This window comes from Sphingobacteriales bacterium (genome assembly GCA_012517435.1).
Taxonomy (GTDB): Bacteria; Bacteroidota; Bacteroidia; order CAILMK01; family JAAYUY01; genus JAAYUY01.
In genome coordinates this window covers 1-16149 of the sequence record JAAYUY010000050.1, presented here as the reverse complement: position 1 = coordinate 16149, position 16149 = coordinate 1, and the positions used below count along the sequence as shown (strand labels likewise).

The 16149-nt window shown below is 38.0% G+C and carries 13 protein-coding genes; 4 read left to right on the top strand and 9 right to left on the bottom strand.

The genetic code is table 11. From position 1 onward, the window contains the following. Window position 1: 1 nt before the first annotated feature. The 6 genes from GX437_02840 to GX437_02815 form a co-directional block, all read right to left on the bottom strand. On the bottom strand, window positions 2-4432 hold the full coding sequence (locus GX437_02840) for a hypothetical protein (GenBank protein ID NLJ06588.1): 4431 nt from the start codon (window positions 4430-4432) through the stop codon (window positions 2-4). A gap of 10 nt (window positions 4433-4442) precedes the next feature. Next, on the bottom strand, window positions 4443-5270 hold the full coding sequence (prmA, locus tag GX437_02835) for a 50S ribosomal protein L11 methyltransferase (GenBank protein ID NLJ06587.1): 828 nt from the start codon (window positions 5268-5270) through the stop codon (window positions 4443-4445). Further along, complete coding sequence (locus tag GX437_02830) at window positions 5270-6034, bottom strand: triose-phosphate isomerase (protein NLJ06586.1); 765 nt, start codon at window positions 6032-6034, stop codon at window positions 5270-5272. The genes prmA and GX437_02830 overlap by 1 nt, the downstream gene beginning before the upstream one ends. Window positions 6035-6078: 44 nt before the next feature. Next, a complete protein-coding gene (locus tag GX437_02825; protein NLJ06585.1) occupies window positions 6079-7257 on the bottom strand; it encodes a glucose-1-phosphate thymidylyltransferase in 1179 nt (392 codons plus the stop codon). A gap of 66 nt (window positions 7258-7323) precedes the next feature. Further along, window positions 7324-7584, bottom strand: coding sequence for a type B 50S ribosomal protein L31 (locus GX437_02820; protein ID NLJ06584.1), 261 nt, complete (start codon window positions 7582-7584; stop codon window positions 7324-7326). Between the two features lie 241 nt (window positions 7585-7825). Continuing rightward, window positions 7826-8620: a hypothetical protein gene (locus GX437_02815; protein NLJ06583.1), complete on the bottom strand. Its 795-nt coding sequence runs from the start codon at window positions 8618-8620 to the stop codon at window positions 7826-7828. A gap of 364 nt (window positions 8621-8984) precedes the next feature. Here GX437_02815 and GX437_02810 point away from each other — a divergent pair, with 364 nt between their 5' ends. Continuing rightward, entirely contained in the window at window positions 8985-9719 is a 735-nt protein-coding gene (locus GX437_02810) for a hypothetical protein (GenBank protein NLJ06582.1), read from the top strand. Continuing rightward, complete coding sequence (locus GX437_02805) at window positions 9716-10090, top strand: cupin domain-containing protein (protein NLJ06581.1); 375 nt, start codon at window positions 9716-9718, stop codon at window positions 10088-10090. The genes GX437_02810 and GX437_02805 overlap by 4 nt, the downstream gene beginning before the upstream one ends. 3 nt (window positions 10091-10093) lie before the next feature. Here GX437_02805 and GX437_02800 read toward each other — a convergent pair whose 3' ends face one another. Further along, window positions 10094-10840, bottom strand: coding sequence for an RNA methyltransferase (locus GX437_02800; GenBank protein ID NLJ06580.1), 747 nt, complete (start codon window positions 10838-10840; stop codon window positions 10094-10096). Window positions 10841-10875: 35 nt separating this feature from the next. On the opposite strand from GX437_02800, the gene GX437_02795 reads away from it, so the two are divergent. After that, entirely contained in the window at window positions 10876-13140 is a 2265-nt protein-coding gene (locus GX437_02795; GenBank protein NLJ06579.1) for a BamA/TamA family outer membrane protein, read from the top strand. A 2-nt stretch (window positions 13141-13142) separates the two neighbouring features. Here GX437_02795 and GX437_02790 read toward each other — a convergent pair whose 3' ends face one another. Next, window positions 13143-15008 carry a T9SS type A sorting domain-containing protein gene (locus GX437_02790; protein NLJ06578.1) on the bottom strand — a complete coding sequence of 622 codons (1866 nt, stop codon included), beginning with the start codon at window positions 15006-15008 and terminating at the stop codon, window positions 13143-13145. Between the two features lie 17 nt (window positions 15009-15025). Next, window positions 15026-15826, bottom strand: a complete 801-nt coding sequence (locus GX437_02785; protein NLJ06577.1) for an ABC transporter substrate-binding protein — start codon at window positions 15824-15826, stop codon at window positions 15026-15028. Between the two features lie 132 nt (window positions 15827-15958). Here GX437_02785 and GX437_02780 point away from each other — a divergent pair. Then, window positions 15959-16149 (top strand): insulinase family protein (locus GX437_02780; protein NLJ06576.1); only part of this gene is annotated, 191 nt, incomplete at its 3' end.

Genomic DNA, 16149 nt, shown 5'->3' with positions numbered 1-16149 from the left:
GCTAATACAGTTTCATTTTCTTTTTAAAGGTTTCCAGATCACGTGGGGCTGCCCGTTTCAGACGGTATTTGTTTTCTGAGTATTTTGTCAGCGTTGAAGTGAAAATTTTATTGAATTCTTTGTCAGACGAAACTACATTGAATATGCCGTAGTTGTATTTGAAGAAATAAAAGTTTTCCTTATCGCTCTCGAGATATAATGTAAATGAAGTACCACTTCGTTTTTTACTTAATTGCATGGCTCCGCCTATGTATTTGTTAATAGTGGCTTTGCGTATGCTGATTAATCCGAGCATGTTGTCATCCGACTGAAATACTCTTTCTTCAGGCTCAAAAGTTATTTTAAGATCAGAAAGGACAAAGGTTTTGGTCAGGTTTTTTGTAATCGGAATTTGTCCGAAGTTTTCAATTTCTGCCAGAATCGTTCGCATCTCTTTTTCATCCGGAACCAGTTCGGCTATCCCTTTCTGGACAGCATCCCGTTTGTTTCGTGTGTCTTTTCTGAAATAGCTTGACTGAACCACCACATCTATCATCTGGTTCATTGCTTTTTCATCAAACGGGAACTGGATAGTCATCACAATATCAAAAATAAATTTACCGTTCTCGGCAAAATAATTAAAAGTTCCGGCAGTTGCTATGTCGATAGCTTTTATATCTTCTCCAAAATCAAATTTTCCTTCCCCGTAAGCATCACCGTTAGCAGGCTTCAGCGAGAAAAGTGCTCCCCTTAATTCTTCATAATAGATTTTGTCTTTATCAGCAAAGACGAAAGAAGCTTTCTTTTCATCATAATAAAGGATGCCTTCGGTTACGGTAAAAATCTCCTGATCGGCAAAAGCTTTTTTATAGCCAAGGAAAAGATTGTAAACATAGGGAGAATCGGTGCCTAAATAAATACCTGTGTAAAGTTCACGCCCTTCTTTGCCTTTTGGATAGGAGAGGGCAAAATAGACAGAGTCGGGATTGATGCGGTTGTGATAGGAAAACCATCCGGTGCGGAATTCCGGTCTTTTATGATCGGGGAATACAAATCCGTCAAAATCAAGCTCTCTGATGTTTCCGTTCAAATCGGCATATCCGGTAAATTTAAATTGCGGACTGAGTTTGAAATTCATGCTGTCGGTAATCTTTGAACGGGCATAGGTCCTTCGGCTTTCATCCACCCGAATCTGGTAAAAGTTAAGCACCTGCCTGGTTTTGTATTTGTCGATGTAGTCATATTTTCCGTATCCCGTATATTTATATTTACCAAAAACATTGATTAAACAATCATAGAGTTCGTGGTAAAAATTAATGGTATCAGCTTTAACTTTAGCATTTTTCAGCGATTGCATCAGGGCATCACGTTCGATAACTGCCTTGCCTTCAAAGGGGAAAATTCGTGCATCGGCTACGGGAATATAAGGTATCTTCTCAGCATTGATATAGTATTTTTTTAAATCATAAACAGCATAGGTTGACTGAAACTGCAATGAATCCTGATCTTTATGGGTTGACATAAAGTAGCAATCCTTATCTGTCTGAAAATCTCCCTTATTGAGTTCAACCCTGTCTTCGAGGCTGTACCACACAAATTTTTTCATGCTGGTCAGATACCTGTTAAGAGGAAAAAGGATTTTATGCTGATCGCTGATAGATTGTCCTTTTAACACATCTTTTTCAATATCAAGATCGAGCTTAATGTTGGGTGCAATAATGGCTGAGAGGTTCGGGTCATCGCTTTCGATACGCAGGGTGGCATCTTCTGAAAGCAGTTTTGTGGGGGTAAATACAAATTCTCCGGAGGAAATGGTACTGTTCAGGTAATCGAAAGTTCCGCTGCTGCTAAGTCTGGCTGGCGTCAGAACCAGATTTCCGGAAAAATCATATCCTTTTTCATAGATTTTAAAGGGTATCTGAAGCTTTTCGATGATCATGGTATCTTTATAGGGATACCATCGGGTGAAAACATCCTGGCCAATAACCTTGGGATATTTGTTCATGGCATTGTGTTCAAGGTTGAACGAGGTACTGTTTGCTCTCACAGAATCGAGGAAGAAAATAAAATCTGGTGATTTGGTAATCGAAGTCAGGTATTCTATGCTTCCGGTTCCTCTTAAGCCTTTGTTGCTCAATGAAATAGTAACATCACCTTCTCCTTTTGGCTTCCCCTGATTGATGTAGAGCGGAAAAACATCTGTTTTGGTAAATCCAAGCGACCTGTCTTTCTGGGGAACCAGCCGGTAGTCAAACACAGGCATAATGCCTCCTGAATGAAAGGTGCCGTCAAAAGTAAGGCCTTCCATGGTAAAAGTATATAAGCTATCTACCTTAAAAGGCTTTATTTCAAAATAAAACCGGTCGCGGGAATACACTCCTCCCAGAATTTCTTTTCGGTCGTAATAGACAAAGGAGTTTTTCGTACACTCAAAGATGGGATACTCCGGATAATTTATTCGCCCTGATTTATTCTTGGGATTATCGATGTATAAATATCCGCTGACATTTTGCAGAACACTCTGTATCAATGCGATAAGTGTTGGCTTGGTGGGGTCGATTCTTACCCAGAACCTGAGGGAGTCGATGTTGTTCATGGAAATTTTAAAGGTCTGGTAGTCAAAATTAAAATTGGAACCGAAAAATTCAAAAAGCCCTGCCCTGACATATCCGTTAAACTCCATGTTTCTGTCATTCTTGATAATTAGTTTCTGGTTTTGCGGATAAATGTAAACCTTGTGACTGTCGCTGAATAATACATTTCCCACTCCTTCAATGTCCAGATTCCCGCTTTCGAGGCTAAAAACTGCATTACTTTTTTTAATGATAGATTCAATTCGCAGCAGGTCGTAGTCCATTTTATTATCGGCTGCATTGGCATACAGTATGGTTTTGTCTCTGATTAAGATTGTTTTTTTGTCTTCATCGTAAATGATAAAACCCTGCATGGTGAGGGTAATCAGCAATGAAGTAACAAATTCGGGCTGAACCCCGATATAGTCGGCAAATTCTGCCTGTGAAATGACTTTAGTCCTCTTTCTGACAGAAATTTCCTTTAGCTTGACAACAGGATTAAAATCAAGGACACTCTGAATTTTATTGAAAGTTTCAGCGGTAAAGAAGTCAGAAGAAGTAAACCATGCGGAACCTTCACTTCCATAGAACAGACGCATATCCATTTTTGGGTCGTCAATATTCCATTCAAGCTGGTCGAATTCCATTTCAAGCTTGTGATAGGTATCGTACATGGGGCTCCGGTACATGCCATTGTCTCCACGGGTAAGCATTATTTTTCTCGTTAGGATCGAATAGTTGAAGATAATTTTTGGATGGAACAAAGAATCTTTCTGGTAATAAATCGAAACCGTGGAATTGCTGGCAACAATTTTTTCAGGTGTAATTAGAAAAGCATCTGATTCTGCTCTAAGGGTAGGTTTCCCTTTATATGAGATAATTACTCTCGCTTTGACTTTGGGTTCCCCCGGAATATCCATACTGCTCGAGCCCAGCATATCAATTCCTTCCTGCGTGAATCCCCCTATATAGAGTACGTTTTTAGATAATTTATCCAGAATATAAACAGCCTTATATGACCTGAATTTTGGATATTTGGAATTTACACCGGAATAGGTGGTCATAGCCCTATCCCACAGCTTGCCAAAAAGTTTGTTGGAAAAATATCTTTTATTCCAAAACTCAACCGAATCTGCTTCAAGTTCAGCGGATTTGGTATTGATGACATAGTTCCTGATTTTGGCATATACCTCTGTCGTGTCAAGTAAAACCCTTCTCCAGTTGACCAAACCATTTGAACCTCGCCATTTATAATCAATAGGATAATAAATACCTGTCGTCTGGTGTATAATCAGGGTGTCTTCCTTTGTCCGGCAGGTGAGGCTAATGGGATGCTCTACGACTATCTGAGGAACTTTTTCATAGATAATGTTGTAGTCGAAAGTATTGATTTTCCATGTTTTGCTGACTTCACTGTAAACAGCGTTCTGAGAAAAAAGAGCTAATATACAGGCATTGAAATCGTCCAGATAGCGTTTATTGTTTTTGGCAACTTCCCTGTACACTTCATCCCATTGATTAAATTTGTCGATAGTAATAAAATTGTTCTTGTAGGCATTTAAAAGTTCAAGATATTGTTCGAAATGAGGAAGTGCCTTCAGGTGAAGTTTTAACATGAAATTGCAGGTGTTCACAATTTTTAAAAATTCTTCTGCGGAAAACTGATCGTTTTTTAATTTTAACAGGAATTCATCAACAATTTTATTCGTTTTTTCAACCTGAATTCCTTTAAATAAAGTCCTGATTTCGCTTTGAAACTTTTCAGGATCCTTTGAAAAATCATACACCTGAGCTGATGATTTGAAAATACAGAGTGTCAGTAGTAAAAATATGATTCCTGAAACACTCCACTGAAAGTTTATTTTTCTTTTTCCTGCCATGAACAGATTTTTAAATTTTAAATTTTGCTGCTCCCCATCCGTCTTTTTGCGCTTTTTCAAGTAGCCTGAATCCATGTTGCTGAAAAGAATGCTCAATATCAGAAAAGTCTTCCGGGCGAAAACCACTGCATATCACGCTTCCATCTTTGTTCAGAATATTACCCATTGCTTTTAAATAACGCAGAATGGTGTTTTTTGTGATATTTGCCAGAATCATATCAGATTTTTCATTTCCGATACTTTGCAATGTGCCTTTTTTTACAGTAATCCTATTACAATGATTGAGTCTGATGTTTTTTCCCGCACTTGCCACAGCCCTGCTGTCATTGTCGATAGCCAGAATTTTACCGGCACCTTCTTTTTCACTTATGATAGATAAAATTCCGGTTCCACATCCGAAGTCAATAATACTCTTTCCTTTCACATTCATTTGAATCAGGAAATCTGTCATCAGGGCTGTAGTGGCGTGATGCCCGGTACCAAATGCCATCTCCGGCTGTATTAAAACTGATTGATATTGCTGATCGTATGAATGATGAAAAGGAGCGATGATGATGTATTTATTGGCCAGTACCACAGGTTCGAAATTACTTTCCCACAGTTTGTTCCAGTTTTCTTCACGAACAGGAATTATGTTGAAGGAAAAGTCGGGAATGACATTGGAATAGCTGCTTAAAACAGTAACAATCCGGTTTTTTATTTTCTCATGATCAGGTATGTAGGCCTTTAATATATGCTCACTTTGAAGAAAACTGATTTCTGTATCCTGAGAAAGTTCATAAATCAGAAGTTCATGATAATTTTCAGGACAATGTATTTCAAACTCGAGGCTGCGCATTAAAAAGAATTAATGATGGCAAAAAAATCGTTCACCTGCAGAGAAGCCCCGCCAATTAGGCCACCGTCAATGTCGGGTTGAGAGAAGAGTTCGGCTGAATTGGAAGGTTTGATACTGCCTCCGTAAAGTATGCTGATTTGCTGTGAAATGTTTTCATTGTACTTTTCAGCGATTTTCAGACGTATGAAATGATGTACTTCCTGGGCCTGAGCGGGGGTGGCATTGACTCCGGTTCCGATAGCCCAGACCGGTTCGTAAGCAATAATACATTGAAGCAATTCATTTTCAGAAAGATGAAAAAGACCTGTGTTTAACTGTTCTTCAATAACCTGAAAATAAATATTTTGCTGACGCTGATCGAAGGTTTCACCGATACAATAAATGGGCGTGAGTTGATATTTTAATGCCTGCCTGATTTTCAGAGCCAGTAGTTCATTGGTTTCATGAAAATATTGTCTTCTTTCTGAATGCCCGACAATCACATAACGGCAACCTGCCTCAGTCAGCATTTCAGCTGAGATTTCTCCGGTAAAAGCACCATGGTCGTTTTGATGGAGATTTTGTGCTCCATATTCTATCATACTGTTTTTCAATATTTTGGAAAATAAATTAAGGTGGGTATAGGGGGGGAAAATGATGATTTTTTTATCAGCATCCTGTTTTGCTCCTTTCAATAAATTCGTGAGTTCATTTAAAAACAATTCTGCAGAAGCATTGGTAGTATTCATTTTCCAGTTTCCTGCTGCAATTTTGAACCTTTTCATACCGAAAAACTTTGTCAATGTGAAATGAAATAAGGCAAAAGAGTTTAGTTCCTGAATTCTTTTGTGATTTCAAAGATATGGCTTAAAATCGATTTATCCAGTTCGCTAAGCTCACAATTTCTTCTCGACATTACGGCTGCCATGGATTGAAAAGCTTTTTCGGGCTTGTAGGTGGTAAATCCTGCTGCTCCTCCCCATACAAAAGATGGGATAAAGGTTCGCGGAAAGCCCGCTCCGAAAATATTTGCGGAAACCCCGACACTGGTACCGGTGTTGAACATGGTATTAATCCCGCATTTTGAATGGTCTCCCATGAATAATCCGCAAAACTGTAAACCACTATCCATAAATGATTTGTGGCTGTAATTCCAGACTTTCACATTTTCATAGGTGTTTTTCAGATTGGAATTGTTGGAATCTGCTCCGATGTTGCACCATTCACCGATGACAGCATTTCCCAGAAAGCCATCATGGGCTTTGTTGGAAAAACCTAAAAATACAACATTATTAAGTTCTCCACCTACCCTGCACTGAGGTCCGATTGTGGAGCCGGGATAAATTTTTGCAGCCAGTTTGACCTGAGAGCTTTCACCAAGCGAAAAAGGTCCTTGAATGATGCTCCCCTCCATGACCAGTGAATGTTTCCCAAGGTAAATGGGACCAAAGGTAGTATTGAAAATGGCACATTCAGCGCTTGCTCCTTCTTCGGCAAAAACCGGATGCTGACCGAATATACGGTTACTTGAACTTAAAGTAACTGATGATTTCCCTTTTGTCAGAATCCCGAAATCGCGATTAATCTCTTTCCCGTTGAGCAGAAAAATATCCCATAAATGTCTGATTGCCTGATAATTACCACTAAATATCTTCTTTTCAGATTGATTGTGTTGGTTAAAGAAAGTTTTGGGATGTCCGTAGGAGGCAAGCCATTCATTTTTGGAAAGCAACACTTCACCTGGCTTAAGATTATGGATGGCTTCAACAAGCTCATTGTCAGGAAGAATGGAAGAATTGATATAGATGTCGTCTCCGCTGATTTTTGTCGGGAACTTTCTGCTGAGGTAGTCTTCAGTTAATTTTGATACAGATGTGTTCAGATAGTAATTCCATTTTTCAGCGATGGTAAGAATTCCGGTACGTATTTCGGAGACCGGCCTTGTATAGGTTAGGGGGAGCAAGTTTTCCCAAACCTGATGGTCGTCAAACAGAATGTAATTTGCCATAGATTAAAAATAAAAAAGCTTCTTTTGAATTTCAAAAGAAGCCTTTTTTTGAGTATAAAACAAGAGTTATTTTTTGGGTTCTGTTTTCTTATACTTGGAAAAGAATTTTTCGACACGTCCTGCGGTATCAACAAATACCTTTTTCCCGGTGAAAAATGGATGCGAAGTATTGCTGATTTCAAGTTTAAAAAACGGATATTCTTTTCCGTCTTTCCATGTAATGGTTTCCTTGGTATCAACACACGAACGAGTCAGGAATGACGTACCATTCGACATATCCTGAAAAACGACAAATCTGTATTTTTTTGGGTGAATTCCTTCTTTCATGACTAAATTTTTTCGGCTGCAAAGGTATAAATTATTTTTAACAGGAAAAATAAAATTTCAAATTCTTGAAAGGAAAAGGCTCAAGGCTTAACGAGAATATGTATTTGAGATGGGTTTTCATATTGGATGGGGTGCAAAATGAGTTAATGGGGAACCCACAGAAAATATATGATGGCTCCTTTAAGATACCGCCTCGGATTCTGAGGTTATGTTTAAAATCTGGAAGTCTTTTAAAACCAACTTATTCCCATAATTTTTTGTATTTGCCTTCACCTAAAAACTCTATTAATCCCAAATTCCTTAAAAATTGAAGTTGTTGTCTGATTTTGTCTGTAACGTGTTTATTGGCAGGAAAAATCTTCTTAAGATGGTTTTCAAATTTATTAATCTCATTTAATGTAAAAATTTGACCGGGAATTGAGTTAACACACTTAAATACTTCTAATTTCCAGCCTGACAAAGAATTAATGATGGGTTCAATATCGGTCATTATTACATCTAAGTTTTCTTCCGGTGTTTCAGCTTCAAATTTCGGAATTTTAGGAGAAACTGATTCCTTTATTTTTTCCAATATGCTTTTTACCGTCTCCAGATCAGATTTTCTGACAATTCCTGTTATTTCATTTTTGGATAATGAGTTGAAGTCACGGACAACGTTTTGAACTACAGTCTGATCATCTATGTATAAACCATATTCATAATTTTTAATCAACCCACCATAAGTCAGATTGCCTGATGTAATAATTGCTTTTTTATCATCAAACAGATAAATCTTGGAATATAGTCTGGGAAAATTCTTAACTGTTCCATTGTTGTTGATAATATTTTCAATTGCAGAAATATCAAGTGCTCCCGAATAGATGCTCATCAGTTTAATCGAAGTAATTAAAACAATTTTCGAAGAGCTTTTTTTTGCACTGATTAATTCAGAACAAACATCATTTTTTACAAATGGGGAAGTTATTTTTATTGATTTTCTGGATTGGCTCACAAGCTCAAGAAAATCGTTTTTCCATGGTGTGGTTAAAATTTTCATTAAGCTGCTATTCTGCATTTTTAGCAATATAAACAACCAGATCTTCCAGAACCAAATTCTCTGAAACAGATTCTTTCTCCATGGTCAATACATTCTTCAACTTGCAAAGTTAATCAAACATCCTTTTCTGGCTGATAAAAAAATCTGCATAAGAGTTCCTTACATTATTGAGTCTATGATTCTGAATATCAGAGTACTTTTGTAAAAATGGTTTATAAATCCCGGATTTACAGCTTGTTTAGATCTTGGCAGTTTTTGTTAATCCATTTATTCTACCTTTATTGATTCGTTAATTACTATCCTGAAAAACCTGTTTTTGGGTAATTTACATTCACATTTTAAGTACCTTTGCCTAAAAAAAATTATGAGAACTATAAAAGCTATTATTCTGATTTTCTTTTCAGGTGCATTTTTAAATGCTTATCCACAATTGGAAAAAATGAAACCTGCTCCCGATGGACTTACACCTCAGACTGTCATAGATAACTATGTCAATGCCATTGGCGGAAAAGAAAAACTGAATGCGGTCAAGAGTATTTCGACATGGGCAAAAAGCTCCATTCAGGGAAATGACATTGTAATTACGATACACAATGCAGTTCCTAATAAGTTCTATTTTGAAATGGCTACTCCCGACATTTCCATTCAGAAGCAAATATTTGATGGACAGAAAGGAATGGTGATAGCCATGGGCAATAAAATGGAACTTCAGGGTGAACAACTGGAAAGAATGAAATACGAAGCTGTTTTATTTAAAGAGATGAAATACAATGAGTTGGGAGATAATATTGAGCTTCTTGGCATTGCCGAACTGGAAGATGGAACGCAGGCCTATAAAATTAAAATCACCCCCAGAAGCGGCAATCCTGTTTTTGATTATTATGATGTTAAAAGCGGTTTAAAAATCATGAATGTTGCCAAAATTGAAAGCCCTGAAGGTAAACTGGAAATCATAACTTCTTATAAAAATTACCAGCCGGTAAAAGGAATTCTTTTTCCCTACACCATTATTCAGGAAGTTGCCAGTCAGACGCTCGAAATGAACGTTACCCTCATTACCCTTAATAAAGCAAAAGATAAAATCTTTTTAATTCAATGAAGGGGGAGCCTGTAGTTCGTCATATCAATGATATTGAGGCTATTATAGCGGGCGATCATTGTTTTTTAAAGGAAATTTTTCATCCCGGCAGAAATTCTGTAAATACTCATCACAGTCTGGCTTATGCATGGATTGATCCGCAGGGCAAAACCCTTGATCATTATCTGAAGCAATCTGAAACCTATTATATCGTTTCAGGTAAAGGTGTAATGTATATCAATCATCAGCCGGTCGAGGTTTGTTCAGGGAGTTCCTATTATATTCCACCGGAATGCAGTCAGTATCTTGTTAACACTGGTAATGAACCGCTTTGTTTTTTGGTAATTGTTGATCCGCCCTGGAGAAAGGAAGATGAATTTGTTGTTGAATGAAGTCTATTGCAGGTTTGACCTGAAATAATTGACGATAATTCCGCAGGCAACCGCAGCATTGAGTGATTCGGCTTTTCCGTAACGAGGAATCATGATGGATGAATCTAAGTGTTTCATTAAACTTTCGCTGATACCTGCTGATTCATTCCCGATGACAAGAACGGATTTTTTCTCCGGTTTGCAATGAACAATATTATTTCCGTTGAGAGATGCTCCGTAAATATGATGGTCAGGGTAGAGTTTTTTTAACTGATGAAGTTCATATTCAATTAGTTGTACTCTTGTAAAACTTCCCATGGTTGACTGAATGACTTTCGGATTGTAAAAATCGGCACAGTCGGGAGAGCAAATAAGGGTTGAGATACCAAACCAATCGCAAATGCGGATAATAGTGCCTAAATTTCCGGGATCTCTGATGCTTTCGAGTGCTACAATCAGGTCGCTTTCAACAGGATCGGACTCATCCGGCATTTTTACCAATGCAAGCACCTGATTAGGGGTGGTAAGCAGGCTTATTTTTTTTAGTTCGTCAGCGGTAATTTCAAAAACATTCACAATTTGTTTAGATAATAACTTGCCGATATTGTTTTTTAGCCATTCTTTTGTTGCAAAAACTGAATCGATTTTGTAATTGGATATAAGCAATTCATTGACTATTTTTACGCCCTCGGCTAAAAACAGTTTAAATGCTTTGCGCTGTTTTTTTTGTTCGAGTGATTTGATAAAATTTATTTGAGACTTTGAAAGCATCGGCTAAAAGCTTATGGGGCAAATTTACAGTGGCAATGACAATATTGCTGATTTTATCTTCCTGTTCTGTAAAAAAGTATCTTAATGAAAATCAGTATCTTCTGAGAAAAACTAAAGTGGCCAATGCCGAAAGTGCCCTGCAATACGAGCTTTCAGAATTAATGAAGCAAAAAGTCAGGAAAAAACTGATTGGGATTGATTTACCCCTGACCGGCCTTTATCTTCATCTTGACAGAAAGAAAAACAACTGGTACAATCGTACACTTAAAAATCTGACAGGTGTTCATCCTCTCTTTCTCGACAGCACGCTCACCTATGAATCAGCCGCTCAGATGTTTGACTATCTTGTCAATAAAGGCTATTTCAGACCCCGGGTTGAATACAGGGTGTATTTCAGGAAATTCAAGGCTTCAACCTATTATTACATTTATGCAGGAAAAAGGATGAAAATAGATCAGGTGAATTACTACATCCCTGACAGGAAAATTGACAGCCTTGTTTCACTTCACCGCTCACAGTCTTTTATTCGCAGCGGGGATTTTTATGACAGCGAAAACCTGACTGCTGAAAGGGAAAGAATCGCCAAAGTTTTGAATGACTATGGCTATTTTAAGTTCAGCAAATACTTTATCTATTATGAAGTCGATACTTCTTCCATCAGGGAGGAAAAAGTCAATATTAACCTGTTTATAAACAATCCGGGAGATACCTCAGCCCACAAGTTATACATTTTTAACCGGATAAACTTCAATCCCAATTACAACATTTTTGACACCCTGAATAAAGACACCCTGAAAATCAAGGATTATTATTTTCTTGGAAAAGATTACTATGTCAGGCCCGAAATCATTCTGTCAAGGCTTGAATTCAGGCCGGGAGATGCTTTCAACATGTCAAAGGTAAAGGAATCAATCATTAATTATAATGATCTGGAAATCTATAAGTTTATCGATATTGATTTTTTTGAGAAGAAAGATATATATTCAGATACATCCTTACTGGATTGTCTTATCAAGCTGACCCCTATGGAAAAACAATCGTATTCGCTTGAAGTAGAGGCAAATACGACAGAAGAAACCAAGAATATTACAGCAGAACATTACCGTTATTTCGGAGTTTCAGGGAGCCTGAACTACCGTAACCGGAATTTGTTCCGAAGGGCAGTACTATGGAATGTCAGGTTTGGCGGGGCTGTTGATATTCAGGCAAATGTATTTGAGGGAAAACAATCATCGAACAACTATCAGTTTGAACTATCCACTTCTTTTTCATTTCCGGAAGCATATTTTTTTGCAAAAACATACACTGACCGTATTTTTACAACTTCCAGAACTTTTCTGAGTCTGTCACAATATTTTGAGAGAAACATTGACTATGAAAGGTCGTCACTCAATTTTTCCTATTCCTATTCCTATAAAAGCCCTGATTTTCAGCATTTTCTCACACCTATTGAAATTGGAAGAATCAAAACTGAAATATTAAACCCCAGGCTTATTACTTTGCTTGATTCAACGGAAGATGAATTGCTGAAAAATGCTTACGAAACCCATTTAATCAATACCTTCCGTTATGGTTTGGTTTACAAAGGGCAAGACCCTAAATACTCGGCCATCTGGCGGATAAAAGTCAACCTGATAGAAACGGCAGGAAATCTTCCCCGGATGTTATTTGTTTTGGCAGAAGGCAATAAAAGCGCAAGTGACACAACTGTTTATGAAATTTTTAAAGTCCCGTTTTACCAGTACCTTAAATCAGATGTAGATGCCAGTTATTCCCAGAAGCTTACCGATTGGTCTTCAATAGCCGGACACATCTTTGCAGGTGTAGGCGTGCCTTTTGGCAATTCTGAAATTCTGCCCTTTGAAAAAAGATATTTTATAGGAGGTGCCAACAGCATCAGAGCCTGGCCGCTTCGGGGAATCGGGCCGGGAGAATATAAAAATCCAAGTGGAATTCCTTTTTTACGTACAGGCGAAATAAAATTAGAAGCTAACATCGAATACCGCTTCGATTTGGTTGGAATGCTTAAAGCTGCTGTTTTTCTGGATGCTGGCAATATCTGGACGCTAAGGCAGGAAGACTCAAGGCCGGGTGGAGCTTTTCACCTGAATCAGTTTTACAGGCAACTGGCTGCCGGTACAGGTCTGGGTCTCAGGTATGATTTCAGCTACTTTATCCTCAGAACTGATTTTGGTATTCCGCTGCATGATCCCTCAAAAGATGCAGGAAGCCGATGGGTGATCAGGGATTTTAAATTCAGGGATATTCAATTTAACCTTGGAATTGGTTATCCGTTCTGAGTTTATTTCTTAAGAAGGGACCTGACAATTTTTTCTCCTCTTTCGTTTGAGATTACCAACTGATAGGTTCCGTTTGGCATATTATCCATATAAAAGCTAATTCTGGCTTTTCCCGGTTTGACATAATCTTCCCTCAATTGCTTGACCAGCTTGCCATCCTGTGTGAAAATCTGAAATAAGTACTTCTGGAGATAACGATTGTCAAATTCTACAATTACCTGATCTTCAAAAGGATTGGGGTATGTGAGTAGTGGATGTGAAATAGCAGATTCATGAGCAGACAAGTAAGTAGGACTTTTCAACTGGGCAATCCATGTTCCGTTGACACGCTGTGAAGCAGAAATAAACTTACCAAAATAACCTGAACCCCATACGACTCCATTTTCGTTATATTTTCGCTGAAGGCCGGTATAATCTCCCCATCTTTGCGTTTTTCCGGTCTGAACGGTTACGGTGGTTTGGCCTTCCTTTACCACGACAGGTTCTGAAAAATCTCCATTTTTATAAAAGAATGCCGATATTCCGGGATTGGTACTATCCGCACTGTGGTTTACCAGAATAATGCCTTCATCATTGCTGCCATCTCCTGTATATTCAATATTGGGATAACCAAATTCAAGTTTTGGATGATGGATGATGTCAAGTTTTATCTGATAATTGTTGCCTGATTTACTTAGTTTGCCATGATAAAAACTTGCTTTATTGTTGCTGAAATCAATGGAATTTCCGACAAAGCGGATGGAATTGTCAGGAAAGACGACAGCATCGAGAATGCGTGCATCATTGGTTTCGAGCAGGCGGTTGAAAGGCATGTCGGCTGAAGGAGCTACTCCGTAGTTATTATCAGCCTTTATGTAATGAATGTTAAGCTTTGTTGACGGATTGTCCATTTTTCCGGTAATTTCGAGCAGAAAAAATGAATCGGTCTGCTGGCTGAAGTTCATGTTGGAGAGAAAAAACATATTTTCACCAGATGCACCTGTATAATGAGGAACCGGGCAGATATTTCTTAGTCTTTTTCCTTCAAAATCAATATTATCGTAAAACTTGGCCAGAAGCGAATCGCCAGAAAATCCGCTGTTCAGGTCAACCTGCCAGATAAGTGTTTGTTTGAAATTGGTTTTCCATGTTTCGTTTCCGCTGATATTTTTCAAAAGGTTAATGGTCAGAAAAAGTTCATGATTGTTGACAGCAATCATGGGGAAGTCCGACCAGCTTGTGTCCTGAAGAGGATTGCCCGGGAGCGTATATAAATGCCAGTTGCCTAAGGGGTCGTTGCTTTCAGAAAAGGCTACATAAATAAAACTTGTCTGATCGGTAAATCCATTCAGAAAAACGATGATAAAACGGTCTCTTTTCGGGTCGTAAATCACACGTGGGTCATATTTCCCGTGGGGATGCTGAATAAGTGCACCAAAGGTGTCGAGCGATACAGGGGAATGAATCTGACTGTCGTTATAATAAAAATGAATGATGGAATTGGTTACCGAAATAATTTTGCCTTCATTTGAAACAGCCAGATGATTGTCGTTTGGTACATGTCCGTGAAATTTATTTCCTTCAAAATTGATCAATACCGCTGGTTTTTCATTTAATACCAGCGTGTTTTCTCTTCTGCTGCTGTAATCTTTTGGCGGAATATTCTTTTTGATTTTTTCGAGATATGTTAATTCATCTCCGGGTACAGGCATTTCTGTGGTTATCAGTGAAAAATAATAATCATGGTCAATGTTTTGTAGATTGACAATTTTTTGAAGGGGGAATTTTTGAATACCCTGTTGGATATCCTGTGCAGAAATGCTGCTTACAAGCGTAACCAGCATCAGTGTTACAGGCGGGTAATGAAATGATTTATATAATTGTCTCATTTTCTTTTGTTTACAGTTTAAAGCTTTTTGCAAATCGATTGCATGAGTAACTTCAGGTTTTTCAGATAGTTGACAGCCAGTAAAAGTCTGTTGCCATACCAGCAGAAATACTGTCCGTCAACGAGAAGTACTTTACAATGGGGGAGAAGTTGTTTGTATTGTTCAATATGATGTTGCCCGAACTGAAAAGGTTCAGACGGGAGAAGAACGATATCTGCCTGAGCTTCAGTTAATTGCTTGTTGGTGATTTTCTGATAACCTTTAATCCCTCCAAAGGCATTTTTAATACCGGTTTTGGTCAGAATATCATGAACAATGGTATTGTTTCCCGCTACGATAAAAGGTTTTTCCCAAACAAGATAAATGACACTGATACCAGTCGGTTCTTTCAGTTTGTCAAAACTTATCGATAGGTTTTGTGTCAGGTTTTGAGCCAAATCGGTCTGATTACATATAAATCCGATTTTTTCTATAGCTTTGAATGCATCTTCAAGACTATTGATATCACAGATAAAAACAGGCACTTTCTCCATTAATTTATTGACCAGCCCTTTACTGTTTTCTCCTTTCGATGCAAATACTATATCAGGCCGGAGACTTTCAATTTTGTCAATGTCGAAATTGAGTGGCCCTCCCACCTTCGTTTTGAGGGCGACCTTATCGACAGGATGAACACAAAAATCGGTTACACCTTTGATTTTTTCATCCATTTTGAAGAAAAACAAAAGCTCTGTCAATGAAGGTACCAATGAAACAAGGCTTTCAATTTCATCGGCCACCCTGATTTCATTTCCTGTTTGGTCAATTATTGTTTTCATAACAACCTCAAAAATACTGTTAATTTTGTGGATAAATCAGACAAGTGTTAAAAAAAAGTCAGTCAATCATGCTGATTAACACTAACTTCGCACTCAAAATTTAAAATTGTTTGGGTAAATTCTGACAGATAATTGGCTGAATCGATGGATAGTTTATGGAAAAAATATGATAATGGGGATGGTACTTATCTCTATGAGTTGCCCAACGGACTGCGTATCGTTTTTACTCCCACTGCCAAAAGCGGTATTGTTTACTGCGGATTCCTGATTGGCACGGGAAGCAGATATGAAAGCGAGAAAGATAATGGCATGGCTCATTTTAT